Consider the following 16,055-nt stretch of genomic DNA (forward strand, 5'->3'; position numbering starts at 1 on the left):
CTATAAAATTGTTATATTTTTCTATATTTGAAATATTAAAAACTAACCGCTAATGATCTTTTACAGACAAGACCTAACTGACACTCAATTATTAGACTTATATAAAAAAATTCTCAAACCCCGACTCATCGAAGAAAAGATGCTCATCTTAATTCGTCAGGGAAAAGTTTCCAAATGGTTCTCCGGAATAGGGCAAGAGGCCATCGCAGTGGGGGTTACCTCTATTTTAGATGACTCAGAGTATGTACTGCCTATGCACCGAAATCTAGGCGTTTTTACCAGTAGAAATATCCCGCTACATCGTTTATTTTCGCAATGGCAGGGAAAAGCAAATGGTTTTACAAAAGGAAGAGACCGCAGTTTTCACTTTGGTACTCAGGAATACAATATTATCGGTATGATTTCGCATTTGGGTCCACAACTTGGTATCGCAGACGGAATTGCACTGGCGCATAAACTTAAAAAGGAGAATAAAATAACAGCAGTTTTTACAGGTGAAGGCGCTACCAGTGAAGGTGATTTTCATGAAGCGCTGAATATAGCGGCCGTATGGAAACTACCTGTCATGTTTGTAATTGAAAACAACGGTTACGGGTTATCTACACCAACAAACGAGCAGTATTTTTGTGAAAACCTGGCCGATAAAGGAATAGGTTATGGTATAGAGAGTCATATTATTGATGGAAATAATATAGTGGAAATCTATAATAAACTGGCACAACTGAAAGAAGAAATGCAGAAAGATCCGCATCCGGTTTTACTGGAGTTTAAGACTTTCAGAATGCGTGGCCATGAAGAGGCAAGTGGTACCAAATATGTTCCGCAAGAGCTAATGGACGAATGGGCAGCCAAAGATCCGGTAGCGAATTACAAAAAATATTTAATAGAAACCGGTGTTCTGACCACTGAATTTGACGAACAATTGCACAGTTCCATTAAACAGGAAATTGATGAAAACTGGGCCATGGCAAATGCAGAGCCGGAAATCGTTCCGGATTATAGTGGTGAATTAGATGATGTTTATAAACCATTTGTTTATGAGGAAGTTAAATCTGATTCTGAAGTAACTAATATTAGATTTATTGATGCCATCAGCAGCAGTTTAAAACAATCGATGGAACGGCATGAGAATCTGGTGATAATGGGGCAGGATATCGCTGAATATGGTGGGGCCTTTAAAATTACGGATGGATTTGTAAAGTTGTTCGGGAAAGAACGTGTTCGAAATACTCCAATTTGTGAGAGTGCGGTTGTTTCTGCCGGAATGGGATTGTCAATCAACGGTTGTAAAGCTATTGTCGAAATGCAGTTTGCCGATTTTGTTTCTACAGGTTTTAACCCAATTGTAAATTTACTGGCTAAATCACATTACCGTTGGGGAGAAAAGGCCGATGTTGTGGTACGAATGCCTTGTGGCGGAGGAACTCAGGCAGGACCTTTTCATTCGCAGACCAATGAAGCATGGTTTACTAAAACTCCGGGACTAAAAGTTGTTTATCCGGCCTTTCCGTATGATGCAAAAGGATTATTGAATACTTCTATAAATGATCCGAATCCGGTATTGTTTTTCGAACACAAACAATTGTATCGTAGCGTTTATCAGGATGTTCCTGTAGATTATTACACTATCCCGTTAGGAAAAGCAGCCTTATTGAAAGAAGGAGATTCTATCACTATAATAGCTTTTGGTGCCACCGTTCATTGGGCATTAGAAACGCTGAATAAAAATCCTGAAATAAAAGCTGATTTAATTGATTTAAGAACGTTACAGCCTTTGGATACCGAAACTATTTTTAATTCGGTTAAAAAGACAGGAAAAGTAATCATTTATCAGGAAGATACTTTGTTTGGAGGTATTGCGAGTGATATTTCGGCCTTAATTATGGAGGAATGCTTTGAATATTTAGACGCTCCTGTAAAAAGAGTAGCCAGTTTAGATTCACCTATTCCGTTTACCAAAGCACTGGAGGATCAGTTTTTAGCTAAAAATCGATTTGAAGATGTTTTATTAGAATTATTGAAATATTAATTACAAATAACAAATAGTTTTGCATAAAGAACATTTTTTTTATCTTTAAACCATAAAAAATATAACTTATGAAAAAACTGTTTGTTTCAATTTTTGCAATCACGGTACTTTTTTCCTGTAATAAGAATGGGAAGTCTGAGAGCGACAAAGCATTAGATACAAAATTCGACGCTTATAAGGATCGTTTTGTTACTGATTTATGGAAGATTAACCCGGGCTGGGCTTCGGCTGTTGGTTATCATAAACTAGACAGTGTTTTGGTGGTTCCGGATGCTGCTGAGGAAAAAAGACAACTTGATTTTGTTAATTCTGAATTGGATTCTTTAAAACAATTTAAACTTGAAGATTTGTCGGATAACAATAAGACAGATTTTCAAATGATAAAAAATCAATTGGAAGCTACTGTTTTTAGCATTAAAGAAGTAAAATCTTCTCAGTGGAATCCTTCTGAATATAATGTTTGTGGAGCTTTCGCTGAAATCTTAAATGGTAAATACGATTCATTAGAAGTTCGTTTACGTGCTTTCAATGCTAAAATGAATAAGGTTCCTGCATTTTATGAAGCAGCCAAAAAGAATATTAAAAATCCAACAGTTGAACATACAGAGCTTGCTATAGCACAAAATTTGGGTGGTTCTAGTGTTTTTGACGTTGACTTGGCTGCAGCTTTGGAAAAAAGTAAATTAACTGCTGCCGAGAAAAAACAAATACTCGATAAAGGAATCGTTGCTAAAAAAGCAGTTGCAGATTATGCTGACTGGTTAAAGAAGTTAGAAAACAAAACACCACGTTCTTTCAGACTTGGATCGGAATTGTTTGCTAAAAAGTTCAATTTTGATATTCAATCAAGCTATACGGCGGAGGAAATATTTAAAGTTGCCGTAGATCATAAAAAAGATTTGCACGAAAAAATGTTTGTTTTAGCTGATAAACTTTGGAAAAAATACAAAGGAAACGAACCAAAGCCTGCTGATAAACTGGATTTAATCAAACAAGTAATTGATAAAATCTCTTTACAGCATACTACACCGGAGAAATTCCAGTCTGAAATTGAAAAACAAATTCCGGAATTAACAGCCTATGTTAAAGCAAAAGATTTATTGTATATCGATCCTTCAAAACCACTTGTAGTTCGTAAAGAGCCGGCTTATATGGCAGGAGTGGCAGGAGCTTCTATTTCAGCTCCCGGACCTTATGATAAAAATGCTAACACCTATTATAATGTGGGAAGTATGTCAGGTTGGACGGCTGAAAATGCAGAAAGCTACCTTCGTGAATACAACGATTATATCCTTCAAATTTTAAACATTCACGAAGCTGTTCCGGGACATTATACTCAATTGGTGTACAGCAATCAATCGCCAAGTATCATTAAATCTATTTTAGGAAATGGCGCTATGGTAGAAGGTTGGGCTGTTTATGCAGAGAAAATGATGTTGGAAAGCGGATATAAAAACTCTGATGAGATGTGGTTAATGTATTACAAATGGAACTTGAGAGCTACTTGCAACACCATTTTGGATATTAGCGTACATACTAAAAATATGTCTAAAGAAGCAGCATTGGATTTATTGACTAAAGAGGCTTTCCAGCAACAAGCTGAGGCAGATGGAAAATGGAAACGTGTTACTTTATCACAAGTACAATTGTGTTCTTATTTTACAGGATATACTGAGATCTATAACTTAAGAGAAGAACTTAAAAAGAAAGAAGGAGATAAATTCAATTTAAAGAAGTTTCACGAGAAATTCTTAAGTTTTGGAAGCGCTCCGGTCAAATATATCAAAGAGTTAATGTTGTCTGAGGAATAAACAGCAACAATTACGGCCGATTTTAAACTTATAGAATCGTCGTTTGCAAAATTTTGTTTTATTAAGTGTAAAACATTTTTTTTGAGAACTGCGTCCTAATGGATGCAAAGTAAAAAGACTAACAGTTTGTTTAACTGTTAGTCTTTTTTATTTTGAGGTTTAAACAGTAATTTATGTAAACCCGACAGGTTTTTAAAACCTGTCGGGTTTGTTTTATAGGTCAAATTCTATTTCGACTTCGATTCTAGTTCAAACAATTGTACCTGACTTTTCAATCGGTCGATGAGTAAATTCATCATCCTTTTGTTGAGACTGGAGGAGTTTTGAATATAGGTTTCGTATTCTTCAAGGGTGAAAAGCGCCATTACGATTCCTTTTAGAGAATTTCTAAACTTAATATCTTTCTGAATGGAGTTTTCGATGGTTTGGAGTTTCTTTTCGACTGTGTACGAGTAAAAATCAGCTTTATTTTTATTGACATAGTTAATGAAAACCGCCACAAATAAATCGTTCTGAAGTTTTAAAATGGGTCTAATGGTTTGATTTTGAAACAACTCATCCGCAGAAGATTGAGCACTTATGGTTCCTAAAGTTTCGCCTCTGAATTCTTTTAAAAAAGAGTCTCTTGCTTCCATGTTTTTTCTTTAAATTTAGAAAAAAATCCAATACAAAATTTTTTATTCAAACTAAATATTATGCGATTTCATACCAGAAAATGGGTTAAACCCGAAGATTTAAATCCGAACGGAACATTATTTGGAGGAAAGTTACTTGCCTGGATCGATGAAGAACTGGCACTGTATACGATCATTCAGTTGGAAAATACGAGAGTAGTTACCAAATACATGTCTGAAATTGATTTTAAGAGTTCCGCCCGACAAGGTGATATCGTTGAAATTGGAATTGATGTTGTGAAATTTGGAAACACTTCACTGATTTTAAAATGTGCCGTACGTAATATGATGACTCGTGAAATTATCATTACCATAGATAAAACTACGATGGTTAGTCTGGATGAAGAGGGAAAACCCAAAGCTCACGGAAAAACTCAAATTGAATTTGTAAAAGATCGTTTGTAATTTTTTCGGCACACAAAAACAGAACCTGTTATTTTAAAAACTCAAACAATGGTCAAAACTTTTATAGTAGCTTCTTTATTGACTCTTGCTCTAATTTCCTGCAATTCAAAAGAAAACAAAGAAGAGTACAAACATGCCGTCTATCGTGCGGTTCACAAAGGCGATACAGCAATCTTGGACATTCGTATAAACAATAAGCGTTTTTTTGGCCGTTATGAAGTATTCTACCATAAAATAGGTAAAGATTCGGGGGATGTAAGAGGGGATATCAAAGGAGATACGCTAAGAGGGGATTATCATTTTATTGCTAATGGCGGAAGCTGGAAGAGAATTCCTTTAGCCTTGCTAAAAAAAGACAATAAATTGTTCTTAGGAAAAGGAGTAATCGGAATCTATTTTAATCTTCCGCTTTTTATGCCCGATCAGCCTATAGATTATAACGAATCAGGGTTTGTTTTTGAAAAAGTTAAGGAGTGATTTTTTAGTATTCAGTCTCAGTTCTCAGTCTCAGTTTTATGCCGAGACTGAACAGCGGTACTGAGAACTGAGAACTGAGACTGAGACTGAGACTGAAAACTTAGACTGAAAACTGAGACTGAAACCTGAAACTTGAAACCTGAAACTTGAAACCTCAAACAAAACTTTTCTTAATCAAACCTACCAATCTTCGAAGGCAGTTCAAATATCTCAAGATCGAAATATTCTACGGAAGCCATTACATGATCAAAAATATCAGACATAATATATTCGTAATTGGCCCAGCGTTTGTCGCTCGAAAAAGCATAAATTTCTAAAGGAACTCCATTTGCAGTCGATTGCAGTTGACGGCACATCATGTGCATGTCTTTGTTTAAGCCGGGATGTGTTACCAAATATTGCATGATATACTTGCGAAACAATCCTAAATTGGTCATGTTTCGGCCATTAAGCGCTAGAGTTTTATCTACTCCGCGTTGCTCATTGTATTTGTCGATTTCAGCTTGTCTGCTTTCGATATAAGAAGAAATCAATTGTACTTTTTTCATCTGATTCAAATCTTCGTCATTCAAAAAACGAATGCTGCTGCTTTTGATTAAAACGTGTCTTTTGATACGTCGACCGTCAGATTTTTGCATACCGCGCCAGTTCTGAAAAGAATCAGAACTCAAAGCATAGGTTGGAATTGTGGTAATCGTGTTATCAAAATTTCGAACCTTAACGGTCGTCAGGTTAATTTCGATTACATCACCATCAGCTCCGAATTTATCCATCGTAATCCAGTCACCAATACGAACCATATCGTTTATCGCTACCTGTACACTCGAAACAAACCCGAGAATAGTATCTCTGAAAATCAAGATAATAATAGCTGAAAGTGTTCCTAGGATAGTCAGCAATTCGCCTTGTTTGATTCCGAATAACTTCGAAATAATAATGGCAACTCCAAAAATCCAAAGTACGATCATAATAACCTGAACAAAACTATCGATTGGTTTGTCGCTGTATTCCGGTTTTTGTTTTAAATAATCACGTAAAGCATTAAAAATGGTGCGGGTAATCCACAATCCCAGTAAAACGATATAAACACCTACTATTTTTCCAAAAACAGACTCCCAGTACTCATATTTATCCAGAATGATTGGAACAGCCTTGTAAATAAAGAAAAACGGAATTAAATAGGCCGTATATTTTGTGGTTTTATTGTGAATAAGGTAATCGTCAAATTTTGTTTTGGTACGCTGCGCAAAAACGGCGGTTAGCGTAACCAAAACAAATTTTGCCAAATAATAAATGGCATAAGCCAGTATTACCATAATGGCAATATTAAAGACCAGGCTCACATAAGACGCAATATTACGGCTCATGCCCCAGTCTCTAAAAATAGGGTATAAAAAGTTGAATATTTTATCCAAAAGTCTAGGCATTATTCTCCAGGTATTTTTTCTCTATATAAAAAGTTCCAAACGGAATAAGTGAGGCGATTTGTATAATTGCAAAGGTTTTTAAATCCCAGTTTTGCGGTTTTTTAAGTAAAATAGCGAGTAAAACATATCCGATAAATAAAACACCATGCGTCATTCCCAACGGACGTAATAAGGTGTGATAAAGTTCAGGATTATTGGTTTTGATGAAAAGCATATTGGTAAACAATACTAAATAAGAGATTCCCTCTAAAATTGCAGTAACTTTGAAAATCTTGAGCATATTCTAATTTTTGAGTTTAATACTAGCAAAATTAAGTATTATCGTTGGTTTTTGCAGTATGAATCAGGAAAGTAATTTACTTTTGTAATCTTAAACTTTGATAATGAGTAAACGCGATTTAAAAAAATATCTTGCCGAATTAGATAAGGAACAGCTCGAAGAGCAAATTATCGAATTGTATGAAAAGTTTAGTCCTGTAAAAGTGTATTACGATTTTGTCTTTAATCCTAAAGAAGATAAACTGTTGCAGGAATGTAAAGTAAAGATTTCACACGAATATTTTCCAATCAAAAAAGCAGGAGCCAGAAAACGTCCGAAAGCAAAATTGCGACGTTCAGTAGCGCAGAAATACATCAAACATTTTATTTTATTGGGAGTTGATCCTTTTGTGGTTGCTGATATTATGCTTTACAATATAGAAATAGCACAAACTTATTCGTCTCAAAATCCGGTTAAACAGGAATTATTCTGTAAAAGCATCTTCAATTCCTTTGAACAGGCAGTGAATTTTTCCATTTCCAATGGAATTTTACCGGATTTTAAAGAACGAATCGTCACCATTCAACAAGAAACTCTTCAACAAAAATGGATAAATAGGTACGATTTCGAGGCAATTTTAGAGAAAATCGACTAATAAATCGATTCTCATAAAAAATCTTATTTAAAAAAAACATTTATTTTAGGTTAAAATAAAGTGAAAAACTGTTTTTTCGGTGTATTTTTGCAAAAATCCAAAAATAAACAATGTCTCAAAACACTTTAGAAATAGAAAGAGAAGAGAAAAAAGAACTTTATGCATATCAAAAAGGCGATATTGATGCCATTTTTGATCGTTTAGACAACGCTCCTCCGAAACATCATTTATTATATCAATTGCCTACTGGTGGTGGAAAAACTGTGATTTTTTCCGAAATCGTTCGTCGTTATTTAGCTAATAATGATAAAAAAGTGGTGGTCCTGACGCACCGTATCGAACTTTGTAAGCAAACCTCAAAAATGCTGAAAGGGTTTGGTGTTTCCAATAAAATCATTAACAGTAAAGTAAAAGAATTACCGGATCAAAACGATTTCTCTTGTTTTGTGGCCATGGTAGAGACTTTGAAAAACCGTATCAATGACGAAAAATTACATTTAGATAATATCGGTTTGGTTATTATTGATGAGGCGCATTACAACTCATTCCGAAAGCTGTTAAACTCATTCAAAAATGCTTTTATTCTTGGAGTAACAGCGACGCCTTTGAGTTCAAATATAAAATTACCGATGCACCAGAGTTACAATGAACTTATTGTGGGTGATACCATTAGTTCATTGATTGACAAGGGATTTTTAGCTCGTGCAACTACCTATAGTTATGATGTTGGATTAACCTCTCTTAAAGTAGGTATTAACGGAGATTATACCGTAAAATCATCTGATGATTTGTATACCAATACTATTATGCAGGAAAAATTACTGCATGCTTATACGGAACGTTCAATAGGCAAAAAGACCCTGATTTTTAATAATGGTATCCACACTTCGTTATATGTTTATGAAACATTTAGAGAAGCGGGTTATGACATCAGACACCTTGATAACACCAGCAGCTCAGAAGAGCGTAAGGATATTTTACAATGGTTCAAAAAAACACCGGATGCGATTCTGACTTCTGTGGGAATCTTAACAACAGGTTTTGATGAACCAACAGTTGAAACAATTATCTTAAACAGAGCGACTAAATCATTAACTTTATACTATCAGATGATTGGTCGTGGGTCCCGTAAATTACCCGGAAAAGACGAATTTACAGTAATCGATTTAGGTAATAACGCAGCACGTTTTGGTTTATGGAGTGAGCCGGTAAACTGGCAGCACATCTTTAAATCGCCTGAATTTTATTTGGAGAATCTTCGCGATGATACTGAGATTGAAATGTACTTTAAATACAGTATGCCTCCGGAATTACGTGCTAAATTCAGTAAAACTGCCGATGTAACTTTTGATGTTGATGAAGAACATAAGTTAATTATCAAACAAAATTTACGTTCAAAAGTGGTTTTAGACAAATCATTAGAACAACATGCTTCCATGTGTGTGGACAATACAGAAACGCTGCAAGAAGCAAAATCATTAGGAAAAGAACTTGATGATGATATAGAATGCCGTATCAAACGTTTTGCAAAATGTTTGAGTCAGTGTAGTAAAAATTACCGCGAATGGCTTCTTGACGATTATAAAAAGAACCTGACGTTATTAATAGGTAAGAAGTATCGTGAAAAAATCATGAACGAACCGGACGAATAGAAAAATTTTGTTTCAGGTTTTCGCGTTGAGCGAAATCAAAGTTACAATATGTCATTTCGACGAAGGAGAAATCGCACTGGTATTACACAAAGTTTGTCGAATATTGGATGTGATTTCTCCTTCGTCGAAATGACATAATAAAGAACTAAAGGTTCTAAAAAATCATTTTAATCCGAGTAATCTGTAGCAGGAATCAAAAATCTAAAATCAGAACTCTAAAATAAAAAGTATGTCTAAACAATTCTCATCATTAGGAATTTCAGCACCAATTTTAAAAGCATTAGGCGAATTGAATATTGTTGAACCAACAGAAATTCAACAAAAAACAATTCCATTACTTCTGGCTGAAACTCAGGATGTAGTTGGTTTAGCCAAAACAGGAACCGGTAAAACCGCAGCTTTCGGATTGCCGTTGCTGCAGTTAGTGGATACTGAATCTCCTGTTGTTCAGGCTGTCATCTTAGTTCCAACAAGAGAACTTGGACAGCAAATCTTTAGAAATTTAGAAGATTTTGGAAAACATATTCCAAATATTTCTATTGCTTCAGTTTGTGGAGGAATTCCAATAAAACCACAAATTGAGCGATTAACACAGCCTACACAAATAGTGGTGGCTACACCGGGACGTTTAATTGATTTAATTCAGCGCAAAGCGATTGATTTAAAACAAACTTCTTATTTAGTGCTGGATGAAGCCGATGAAATGGTTTCGATACTTAAAGAAAGTTTGGACGAAATCATTGCGGAACTTCCTAAAAAACACCGTACTTTATTGTTTTCGGCTACTTTACCGGGAACAATCAAACAGCTGATTCAGAACTATTTGAATAAAAATGTAGTTCAGGTTAGCGCCAATATGGAAACTGCAGGTAATCAAGGAATTGATCACGAATATATTGTAGTGGATCCCATTGAAAAACTGGATGTTTTAATGCATTTCCTAAATTCAAAAGAAGGGGAACGCGGTATTATTTTCTGTAAAACCAAAGCAGCAGTCAATAAATTGGCGAAGAATTTAGCGATCAATCGTTTTTCTTCTGGAGCACTTCACGGCAGTTTGTCACAAGGAATACGTGACAGAATTATGGAGCAATTTCGTGAAGGACATATCAATATATTAGTGGCTACAGATTTGGCAGCCAGAGGAATTGATGTAAAAGAGATTTCTTATGTTGTGAATTATCATTTGCCCGATACTTATGAAAACTACGTTCACCGAAGCGGAAGAACTGCAAGGGCAGGAGCGAAGGGGCTTTCACTAACTGTTTTACAGGAGGAAGAAGTAGCAGAAATTCCGGAATTTGAAGCAGAATTAGGAATTAAATTTACCCAATTCCAAAAACCGTCGGCTTTAAGTCTTGAAGAAAACAATATGCTTTTATGGGCCAAGCAAATTTTTAAAACAAAGCCCAATCATGATATGTCAAGCGATCTGAAAACGAAGGTAAAGACCGTTTTTCATCATCTGACTAAAGACGAACTAATTGAAAAACTGATGGCCAGTTATGTTTTACAGAACAAAGTTGAAGTCACCGAAAAACCTGTTAAAAAATTCAAAAAGTAATATTCCGGCCGATTAACTTTGCTAATTTATGTCGTATATTTATAAGGTAATTTCACTATAATCCCAGTTAATATACAGCATATATGAAGATAGTCATCATAGGAGGTGGTTTTGCAGGAATCAATCTTGCAAAAGAGCTTGTTAACCATCCTCAGATACAGGTAACACTTGTAGACAAGAACAATTATAACTTTTTTCCACCACTTATATATCAGGTTGCCACTGCTTTTTTAGAGCCCTCAAGTATCAGTTATCCGTTTAGAAAATTCTTTGCTGGTAAAAAGAATCTTCAGTTTCGTTTAGGAGAACTGCTTTCTGTGGTTCCGGCCGAGAATAAAATTATCCTGAACAACGGAGAATTAACATACGATCATTTAGTTTTTGCAACCGGTGCTGAAACCAGTTACTTTGGAATGGAAAATGTAATGAAAAACGCCATTCCGATGAAAACGCTAAACGACGCCATCGAAATGCGTAATGCACTGCTTAAAAACCTTGAAAAAGCAGCAATTACCAAAGACATGCGCAAACGACGCAAATTGTTAACCATTGTTGTAGCGGGAGGAGGACCAACAGGTGTGGAAGTATCCGGAATGTTTGCCGAAATGCGCAAAAGTATTCTATTAAAAGAATATCCGGAATTAGAAACATCAGCCAGTAATGTGTATTTAGTCGATGGGGGAGACGCACTCCTCTCGCCTATGAGTAAAGCTTCTCAGGAGGATACTCTGGATGCACTTACCAAACTTGGTGTTGTGGTAAAACTTCAAACACGTGTTGTTGACTATGTTGATGATACTGTTCATTTCGCTAACGGCGAGACCATTAAAACCAAAAATCTGATTTGGGCAGCCGGAGTTTCTGCTAAAACTTTTGAAGGAATCCCAGCAGAAAGCTATGGTCGTGGAAAACGAATGGCGACAGATGAATACAATAAAGTCAATGGACTCGTAAATATTTACGCTATTGGTGACACAGCCATCACAGCCGGTGATAAAAATTTCCCGGACGGACATCCGCAAGTAGCGCAGGTCGCTATTCAGCAAGGATTAAATTTGGCTAAAAACTTTAAAGCAATGGTTCAAAATAAACCTTTAAAAGCATTTATGTACAATGACAAAGGTTCTATGGCGATTATTGGAAAAAATAAAGCTGTTGTAGATTTACCAAGTCCAAAATGGCATTTTAAAGGGTTTTTTGCCTGGATTATCTGGCTGTTTATCCACCTGATATCTCTAATCACTTACAGAAACAGATTAAATACATTCTGGAACTGGATGGTCGCTTATTTTGCAAGAGATCAGTCTTTGAGAATGATTATCAGATCGGATAAAAGATCTTAGAAAATAAATCCCAATCTTTTAAATTTCAAACTCCAAGGAGAAAAAAGATACAAACTACATTAGAATAAAAAGCCAGAATCATAATAGAATCTGGCTTTTTTATGCAGTCTTGTCATTTCGACTGAAAGGAGACTCGAGCGATAGCGAACAGGCGTAGCAAATCACACTAGTGGCTCGACAAAGATTGGCGAATTACTTTGCGGAGTTTCTAGTGTGATTTCTCCTTCGTCGAAATGACAATTCAAAATATCTTTATTAGTGACCAATCGCAATATCGTCTTCCGTAGTCAATTCTACTTTTTGTTTGATAGAACGTTTGCTGATGTTTAAAAAGACAAAAGCTGTAAGAGTAGTAGTGGTCATAATAGCTACCATTGGAGCTACAGAATCTTTAACGAAAACTCCAACAGCAAACGAAGCCAAAGCCCCAATACCCAACTGAATAGCCCCCATTAATGCTGAAGCACTTCCTGTGTTTTTAGCAAAAGGCGCCAGGGTAAGTCCGGCAGTATTTGGATTCGAAATTCCCAGACAAGCCAGAAATAAAAACAACATTCCGATAGTTTCATACAATCCCAAAAGGTCATTTAAAGCCAGAATTAGAAAAAGGATACTAATAACAGACTGCGAAATTAGCGCCCCAAAAATCATCTGTTCACTAGAATATTTCTTCAATAATAAGGAGTTTAACTGACTTGAACCGATAAAGCTTAACGACATAAAAGCAAAAATCCAACCGTAAGTCTTGGCATCAACGTGGTAAATGTCCATGAAAATGATAGGTGAGGCCGCAACGTATGAAAATAAGCCCGAAAAAGCGATTGCACCAGTAAAGGCATAGGTGTAAAACTGTGGCTCCTTAAAAACGCTGATAAAATTAGTGATAATCGGTTTTGGCTTTAAAGATATTGAGGTATCAGGCTTATAAGTATTTGGTAAACCAATTTGTGATGCAATTAATATAGCAATTCCCATACACATTAGGATAAAAAATACGGTATGCCAGCCATAATCTTCTGTTACATAACCTCCAATGGTTGGTGCCAGCATAGGAGAAAGCCCAACCACAAGCATCAATAAAGAGAATACTTTTGGAATGTCTTTTACGGGAAATAAATCACGAACCATCGCTACAGAAGCCACTGTGGCAGCGCAACTACCAATGGCCTGAACAAATCGTAAAAGGATAAACGAATCAATATTAGTTACATAAATACATCCCAAAGAAGCCAGAATATAAACCATCAAACCTATAAACAAAGGTTTTTTTCGGCCAAAACGATCCAATAATGGTCCGTATAATAATTGTCCTGCTGAGATTCCGATAAAATAACTGGATAAACTCATGGATACTTTTGCTACCGAAGTATGCAAATCCTTTGCTATACCAGAGAAACCAGGAAGATACATGTCTATTGAAAATGGGCCGAGTGCTGTTAAAGAACCTAAAATAAGGATAAGGGTAATGTATTTTTTTGTTGTCATTTTCTTAAAAAATTGCTTTTCATTTTTTGCAAAGGTAAAGATTTCATATCTTGTAGTGTAATTTAAACGTTTTTTAATAAAACGTTTGATTAGGTTACGCATTAATTGAACTATAAAAAAGCATTATTAACACTAATCTTAAATCAAAAATTATGAAAAATTACATTTTAGTATTCGCGCTTATTTTTACCACAATTTCATTTGCACAAACCATTACGTCCAAAAAAGAAGAGGCAAATGTAGAGCAGTACGCATTACTGCAAAAAGTAAACAAATATTACCCGGACATTACTTTAAACAAAACCGTTACCAATTTTTATGCAGATGGCAATATTATTGACACGCATCAGGAGTTTGATTTAACCACTTCAAAATTTTCAAGCTACAAAATCGGACTTGAACCGGATAACAAAAAATTGCTGTTTGAATACGTATCTGATGAAACCGGAAAAGTCTACGGAGACGTCACCATTTTTAAAGGAAATGCGCTGCGAACTACTTTCAATGAAAAAAACAATGAAATTAGCGTATCGCTGAACGGAAAACCAGTTTACCTGAAAAAGATAAAACAAAACTAAAACAATAGATTTTAGACTAAAAATTGAAATCAAACAAAAGCATTCGCTACGGTGAATGCTTTTTTGTTTTATATTTGAAGCTGATTGAATTACAAATACTTTTAAATCAAAATGAAGAAAATTTTCGTATTCTTATTAATGATTGTTTCTATAGCGTCCTATTCGCAAACCAATCGATTTACCGGAACCTGGAGCACTGAAAATTGTAAAACCTGCAGCAAAGAATATGTCCTGAAAATTAATATGGCGCAATCCAATAATAAAATATTCGGAACGGCTGAGATTACGAGCGACAATCAGAAATTTGTAAGCGGCGTTATGGAAGTTACCGGTAATGTATACGCGCTTGGCGAAAAAGCTCAAATTACCATTAAAGGCAAAGACGGTTCCGCAGGTGCCGTTTTATTTGCAAAGGATGATGTTTTACAATTCTCAAAAAGAGGCGGTGACGATTTAGTTCCCAAAGATACAGTTCTAACCAAATTGTACGAGTAGAAAAAGATAATACTTAACTCATTTACCACCTAGAAACATAGATTTTAAGTCTCAAAAAAGGCGTTTCACTTATTTAAAACACACAGAGACTACTATGTGTAAGAAACATGTTTCTTGTAATACTCTTTTATAGACATCGAATCTATGTTTCTATGTGTTTAAAAATATACAGTTGAAGTTTACTTGTACACCATCTGTAAAAGTATTTGCAACAGCGCTTTCATGGAAAGTATTTGCTATGATATTAATTGCCATATCCTCATCAAAATTCTCAATAGCTTCACTAGGTACTTTTAGGATTTTGGCCACTTGTTCTAAGATATTCTTTTCTATAACTTTTTTTGTTCCAACATAGAAATTTTCTTTTGGTTCCAGTCTTCGCCTAGTTCGTAGGCAAGAACTTCTTGCTTTATTCCAAGCATTTCACGAAAACGCTTTATATTTCTTCCTTGGTATACTTTTTTGTTTGGCATATTGGTATGTATTATATAACGCCAGATCTAGGATTTTTAGTTCTAATATTAAAGATGTACTGTAACATATTTTTACTATATTTGCTAAAATAAATGTAATAAAAAAGGTTCAGATATGTTACAGGAAATTATCGCATATAGAAAAGTTGCTGCTCAACTGGACGAATTAATAGATAAATCGCCCTACAAAAAAAAGTATATAATAGAGCAACTCGGTTTATCTAGTCCCACATATTACAGAAAACTTCAATCTCAGACATTTACAATTAACGAAATGCTTGCGATAGCAAAAATTCTTGATCCATTAGAATACAATAAATGGGAATTATTGGAAGAAATTGAGCAGGCAAAAGAAGATATTAGAAATGGAAAAACTATTCCTCACAGCGAAATGGTTAAGAGAATAAATGCAAAAAAGAAAGATATTTAGAATAAATACTTGACTTGTTTCTGTCTGTTGTCATGAAAAAGTAAAAGTAGTATTTTATTACCGGCAACAGTATAAAATAATGTTATTTGCTTTACAACTAAAATACTATTAAAATCAAAATCTCTATTGTAGCGACCTAAATGCGGATTTTTTGATATGATATCAATTGTTTTTAATACTTCTTCATCAAACTTTTTAGCAATTTCTAAAGACCAATTCTCAACTAAATATTCATAATTTTTGGTGTAAGTCTTTTCAGCTTTCTCTGTCCAAATTACTTCCATAAAAACTTTTTAGG

The 16,055-nt window shown here is 35.0% G+C and carries 16 protein-coding genes and 1 pseudogene; 11 read left to right on the forward strand and 6 right to left on the reverse strand.

Going from position 1 to position 16,055, the window contains the following annotated elements; all coding sequences use genetic code 11:
• The first annotated feature begins 52 nt into the window (after positions 1-52).
• Positions 53-2,029 (forward strand): thiamine pyrophosphate-dependent enzyme, encoded by a 1,977-nt coding sequence (locus tag JO950_RS17895; RefSeq protein WP_202703865.1) that lies wholly within the window; start codon positions 53-55, stop codon positions 2,027-2,029.
• A 68-nt stretch (positions 2,030-2,097) separates the two neighbouring features.
• The gene (locus tag JO950_RS17900) at positions 2,098-3,840 is read left to right on the forward strand and encodes a DUF885 domain-containing protein (protein ID WP_202703866.1); all 1,743 of its coding nucleotides are present in this window, start codon (positions 2,098-2,100) and stop codon (positions 3,838-3,840) included.
• A 227-nt stretch (positions 3,841-4,067) separates the two neighbouring features.
• Here the strand turns inward: JO950_RS17900 and JO950_RS17905 are convergent, their stop codons facing one another.
• Positions 4,068-4,475, reverse strand: a complete 408-nt coding sequence (locus tag JO950_RS17905) for a glyoxalase (RefSeq protein ID WP_202703867.1) — start codon at positions 4,473-4,475, stop codon at positions 4,068-4,070.
• Between the two features lie 60 nt (positions 4,476-4,535).
• On the opposite strand from JO950_RS17905, the gene JO950_RS17910 reads away from it, so the two are divergent.
• Together JO950_RS17910 and JO950_RS17915 are read left to right on the forward strand one after the other, a co-directional pair.
• The gene (locus JO950_RS17910; protein ID WP_017498290.1) at positions 4,536-4,919 is read left to right on the forward strand and encodes an acyl-CoA thioesterase; all 384 of its coding nucleotides are present in this window, start codon (positions 4,536-4,538) and stop codon (positions 4,917-4,919) included.
• 48 nt (positions 4,920-4,967) lie between these two features.
• Positions 4,968-5,396 carry a hypothetical protein gene (locus JO950_RS17915; protein ID WP_202703868.1) on the forward strand — a complete coding sequence of 143 codons (429 nt, stop codon included), beginning with the start codon at positions 4,968-4,970 and terminating at the stop codon, positions 5,394-5,396.
• A 170-nt stretch (positions 5,397-5,566) separates the two neighbouring features.
• On the opposite strand, the gene JO950_RS17920 is transcribed toward JO950_RS17915, so the two are convergent.
• On the reverse strand, positions 5,567-6,823 hold the full coding sequence (locus tag JO950_RS17920) for a mechanosensitive ion channel family protein (protein WP_202703869.1): 1,257 nt from the start codon (positions 6,821-6,823) through the stop codon (positions 5,567-5,569).
• Positions 6,816-7,103, reverse strand: coding sequence for a DUF3817 domain-containing protein (locus JO950_RS17925; RefSeq protein ID WP_017498293.1), 288 nt, complete (start codon positions 7,101-7,103; stop codon positions 6,816-6,818). The genes JO950_RS17920 and JO950_RS17925 overlap by 8 nt, the downstream gene beginning before the upstream one ends.
• A 103-nt stretch (positions 7,104-7,206) precedes the next feature.
• On the opposite strand from JO950_RS17925, the gene JO950_RS17930 reads away from it, so the two are divergent.
• From JO950_RS17930 to JO950_RS17945, 4 genes are all read left to right on the forward strand, one after another.
• Positions 7,207-7,737, forward strand: a complete 531-nt coding sequence (locus tag JO950_RS17930) for a DUF6155 family protein (RefSeq protein WP_202703870.1) — start codon at positions 7,207-7,209, stop codon at positions 7,735-7,737.
• Positions 7,738-7,847: 110 nt separating this feature from the next.
• Positions 7,848-9,389, forward strand: coding sequence for a DEAD/DEAH box helicase (locus JO950_RS17935; protein ID WP_017498295.1), 1,542 nt, complete (start codon positions 7,848-7,850; stop codon positions 9,387-9,389).
• A gap of 229 nt (positions 9,390-9,618) precedes the next feature.
• Complete coding sequence (locus JO950_RS17940; RefSeq protein WP_202703871.1) at positions 9,619-10,953, forward strand: DEAD/DEAH box helicase; 1,335 nt, start codon at positions 9,619-9,621, stop codon at positions 10,951-10,953.
• An 83-nt stretch (positions 10,954-11,036) separates the two neighbouring features.
• Positions 11,037-12,296 carry an NAD(P)/FAD-dependent oxidoreductase gene (locus JO950_RS17945; protein WP_202703872.1) on the forward strand — a complete coding sequence of 420 codons (1,260 nt, stop codon included), beginning with the start codon at positions 11,037-11,039 and terminating at the stop codon, positions 12,294-12,296.
• A 255-nt stretch (positions 12,297-12,551) separates the two neighbouring features.
• Here the strand turns inward: JO950_RS17945 and JO950_RS17950 are convergent, their stop codons facing one another.
• On the reverse strand, positions 12,552-13,781 hold the full coding sequence (locus JO950_RS17950; RefSeq protein WP_202703873.1) for a multidrug effflux MFS transporter: 1,230 nt from the start codon (positions 13,779-13,781) through the stop codon (positions 12,552-12,554).
• A gap of 152 nt (positions 13,782-13,933) precedes the next feature.
• On the opposite strand from JO950_RS17950, the gene JO950_RS17955 reads away from it, so the two are divergent.
• Both JO950_RS17955 and JO950_RS17960 read left to right on the forward strand, forming a co-directional pair.
• Complete coding sequence (locus tag JO950_RS17955) at positions 13,934-14,359, forward strand: hypothetical protein (RefSeq protein WP_017497466.1); 426 nt, start codon at positions 13,934-13,936, stop codon at positions 14,357-14,359.
• 111 nt (positions 14,360-14,470) lie between these two features.
• Entirely contained in the window at positions 14,471-14,854 is a 384-nt protein-coding gene (locus JO950_RS17960; RefSeq protein ID WP_202703874.1) for a hypothetical protein, read from the forward strand.
• A 204-nt stretch (positions 14,855-15,058) separates the two neighbouring features.
• On the opposite strand, the pseudogene JO950_RS17965 reads toward JO950_RS17960, so the two are convergent.
• Positions 15,059-15,327, reverse strand: a pseudogene (locus tag JO950_RS17965) (helix-turn-helix domain-containing protein); the annotation flags it as partial.
• A 115-nt stretch (positions 15,328-15,442) separates the two neighbouring features.
• Here JO950_RS17965 and JO950_RS17970 point away from each other — a divergent pair.
• Positions 15,443-15,757 (forward strand): hypothetical protein, encoded by a 315-nt coding sequence (locus JO950_RS17970; protein ID WP_202703875.1) that lies wholly within the window; start codon positions 15,443-15,445, stop codon positions 15,755-15,757.
• Here JO950_RS17970 and JO950_RS17975 read toward each other — a convergent pair.
• Complete coding sequence (locus JO950_RS17975; protein WP_202703876.1) at positions 15,754-16,041, reverse strand: type II toxin-antitoxin system RelE/ParE family toxin; 288 nt, start codon at positions 16,039-16,041, stop codon at positions 15,754-15,756. The genes JO950_RS17970 and JO950_RS17975 overlap by 4 nt on opposite strands.
• Positions 16,042-16,055 lie beyond the last annotated feature (14 nt).

The sequence above is a fragment of the Flavobacterium sp. UGB4466 genome (genome assembly GCF_903469665.1).
GTDB lineage: Bacteria > Bacteroidota > Bacteroidia > Flavobacteriales > Flavobacteriaceae > Flavobacterium > Flavobacterium lipolyticum.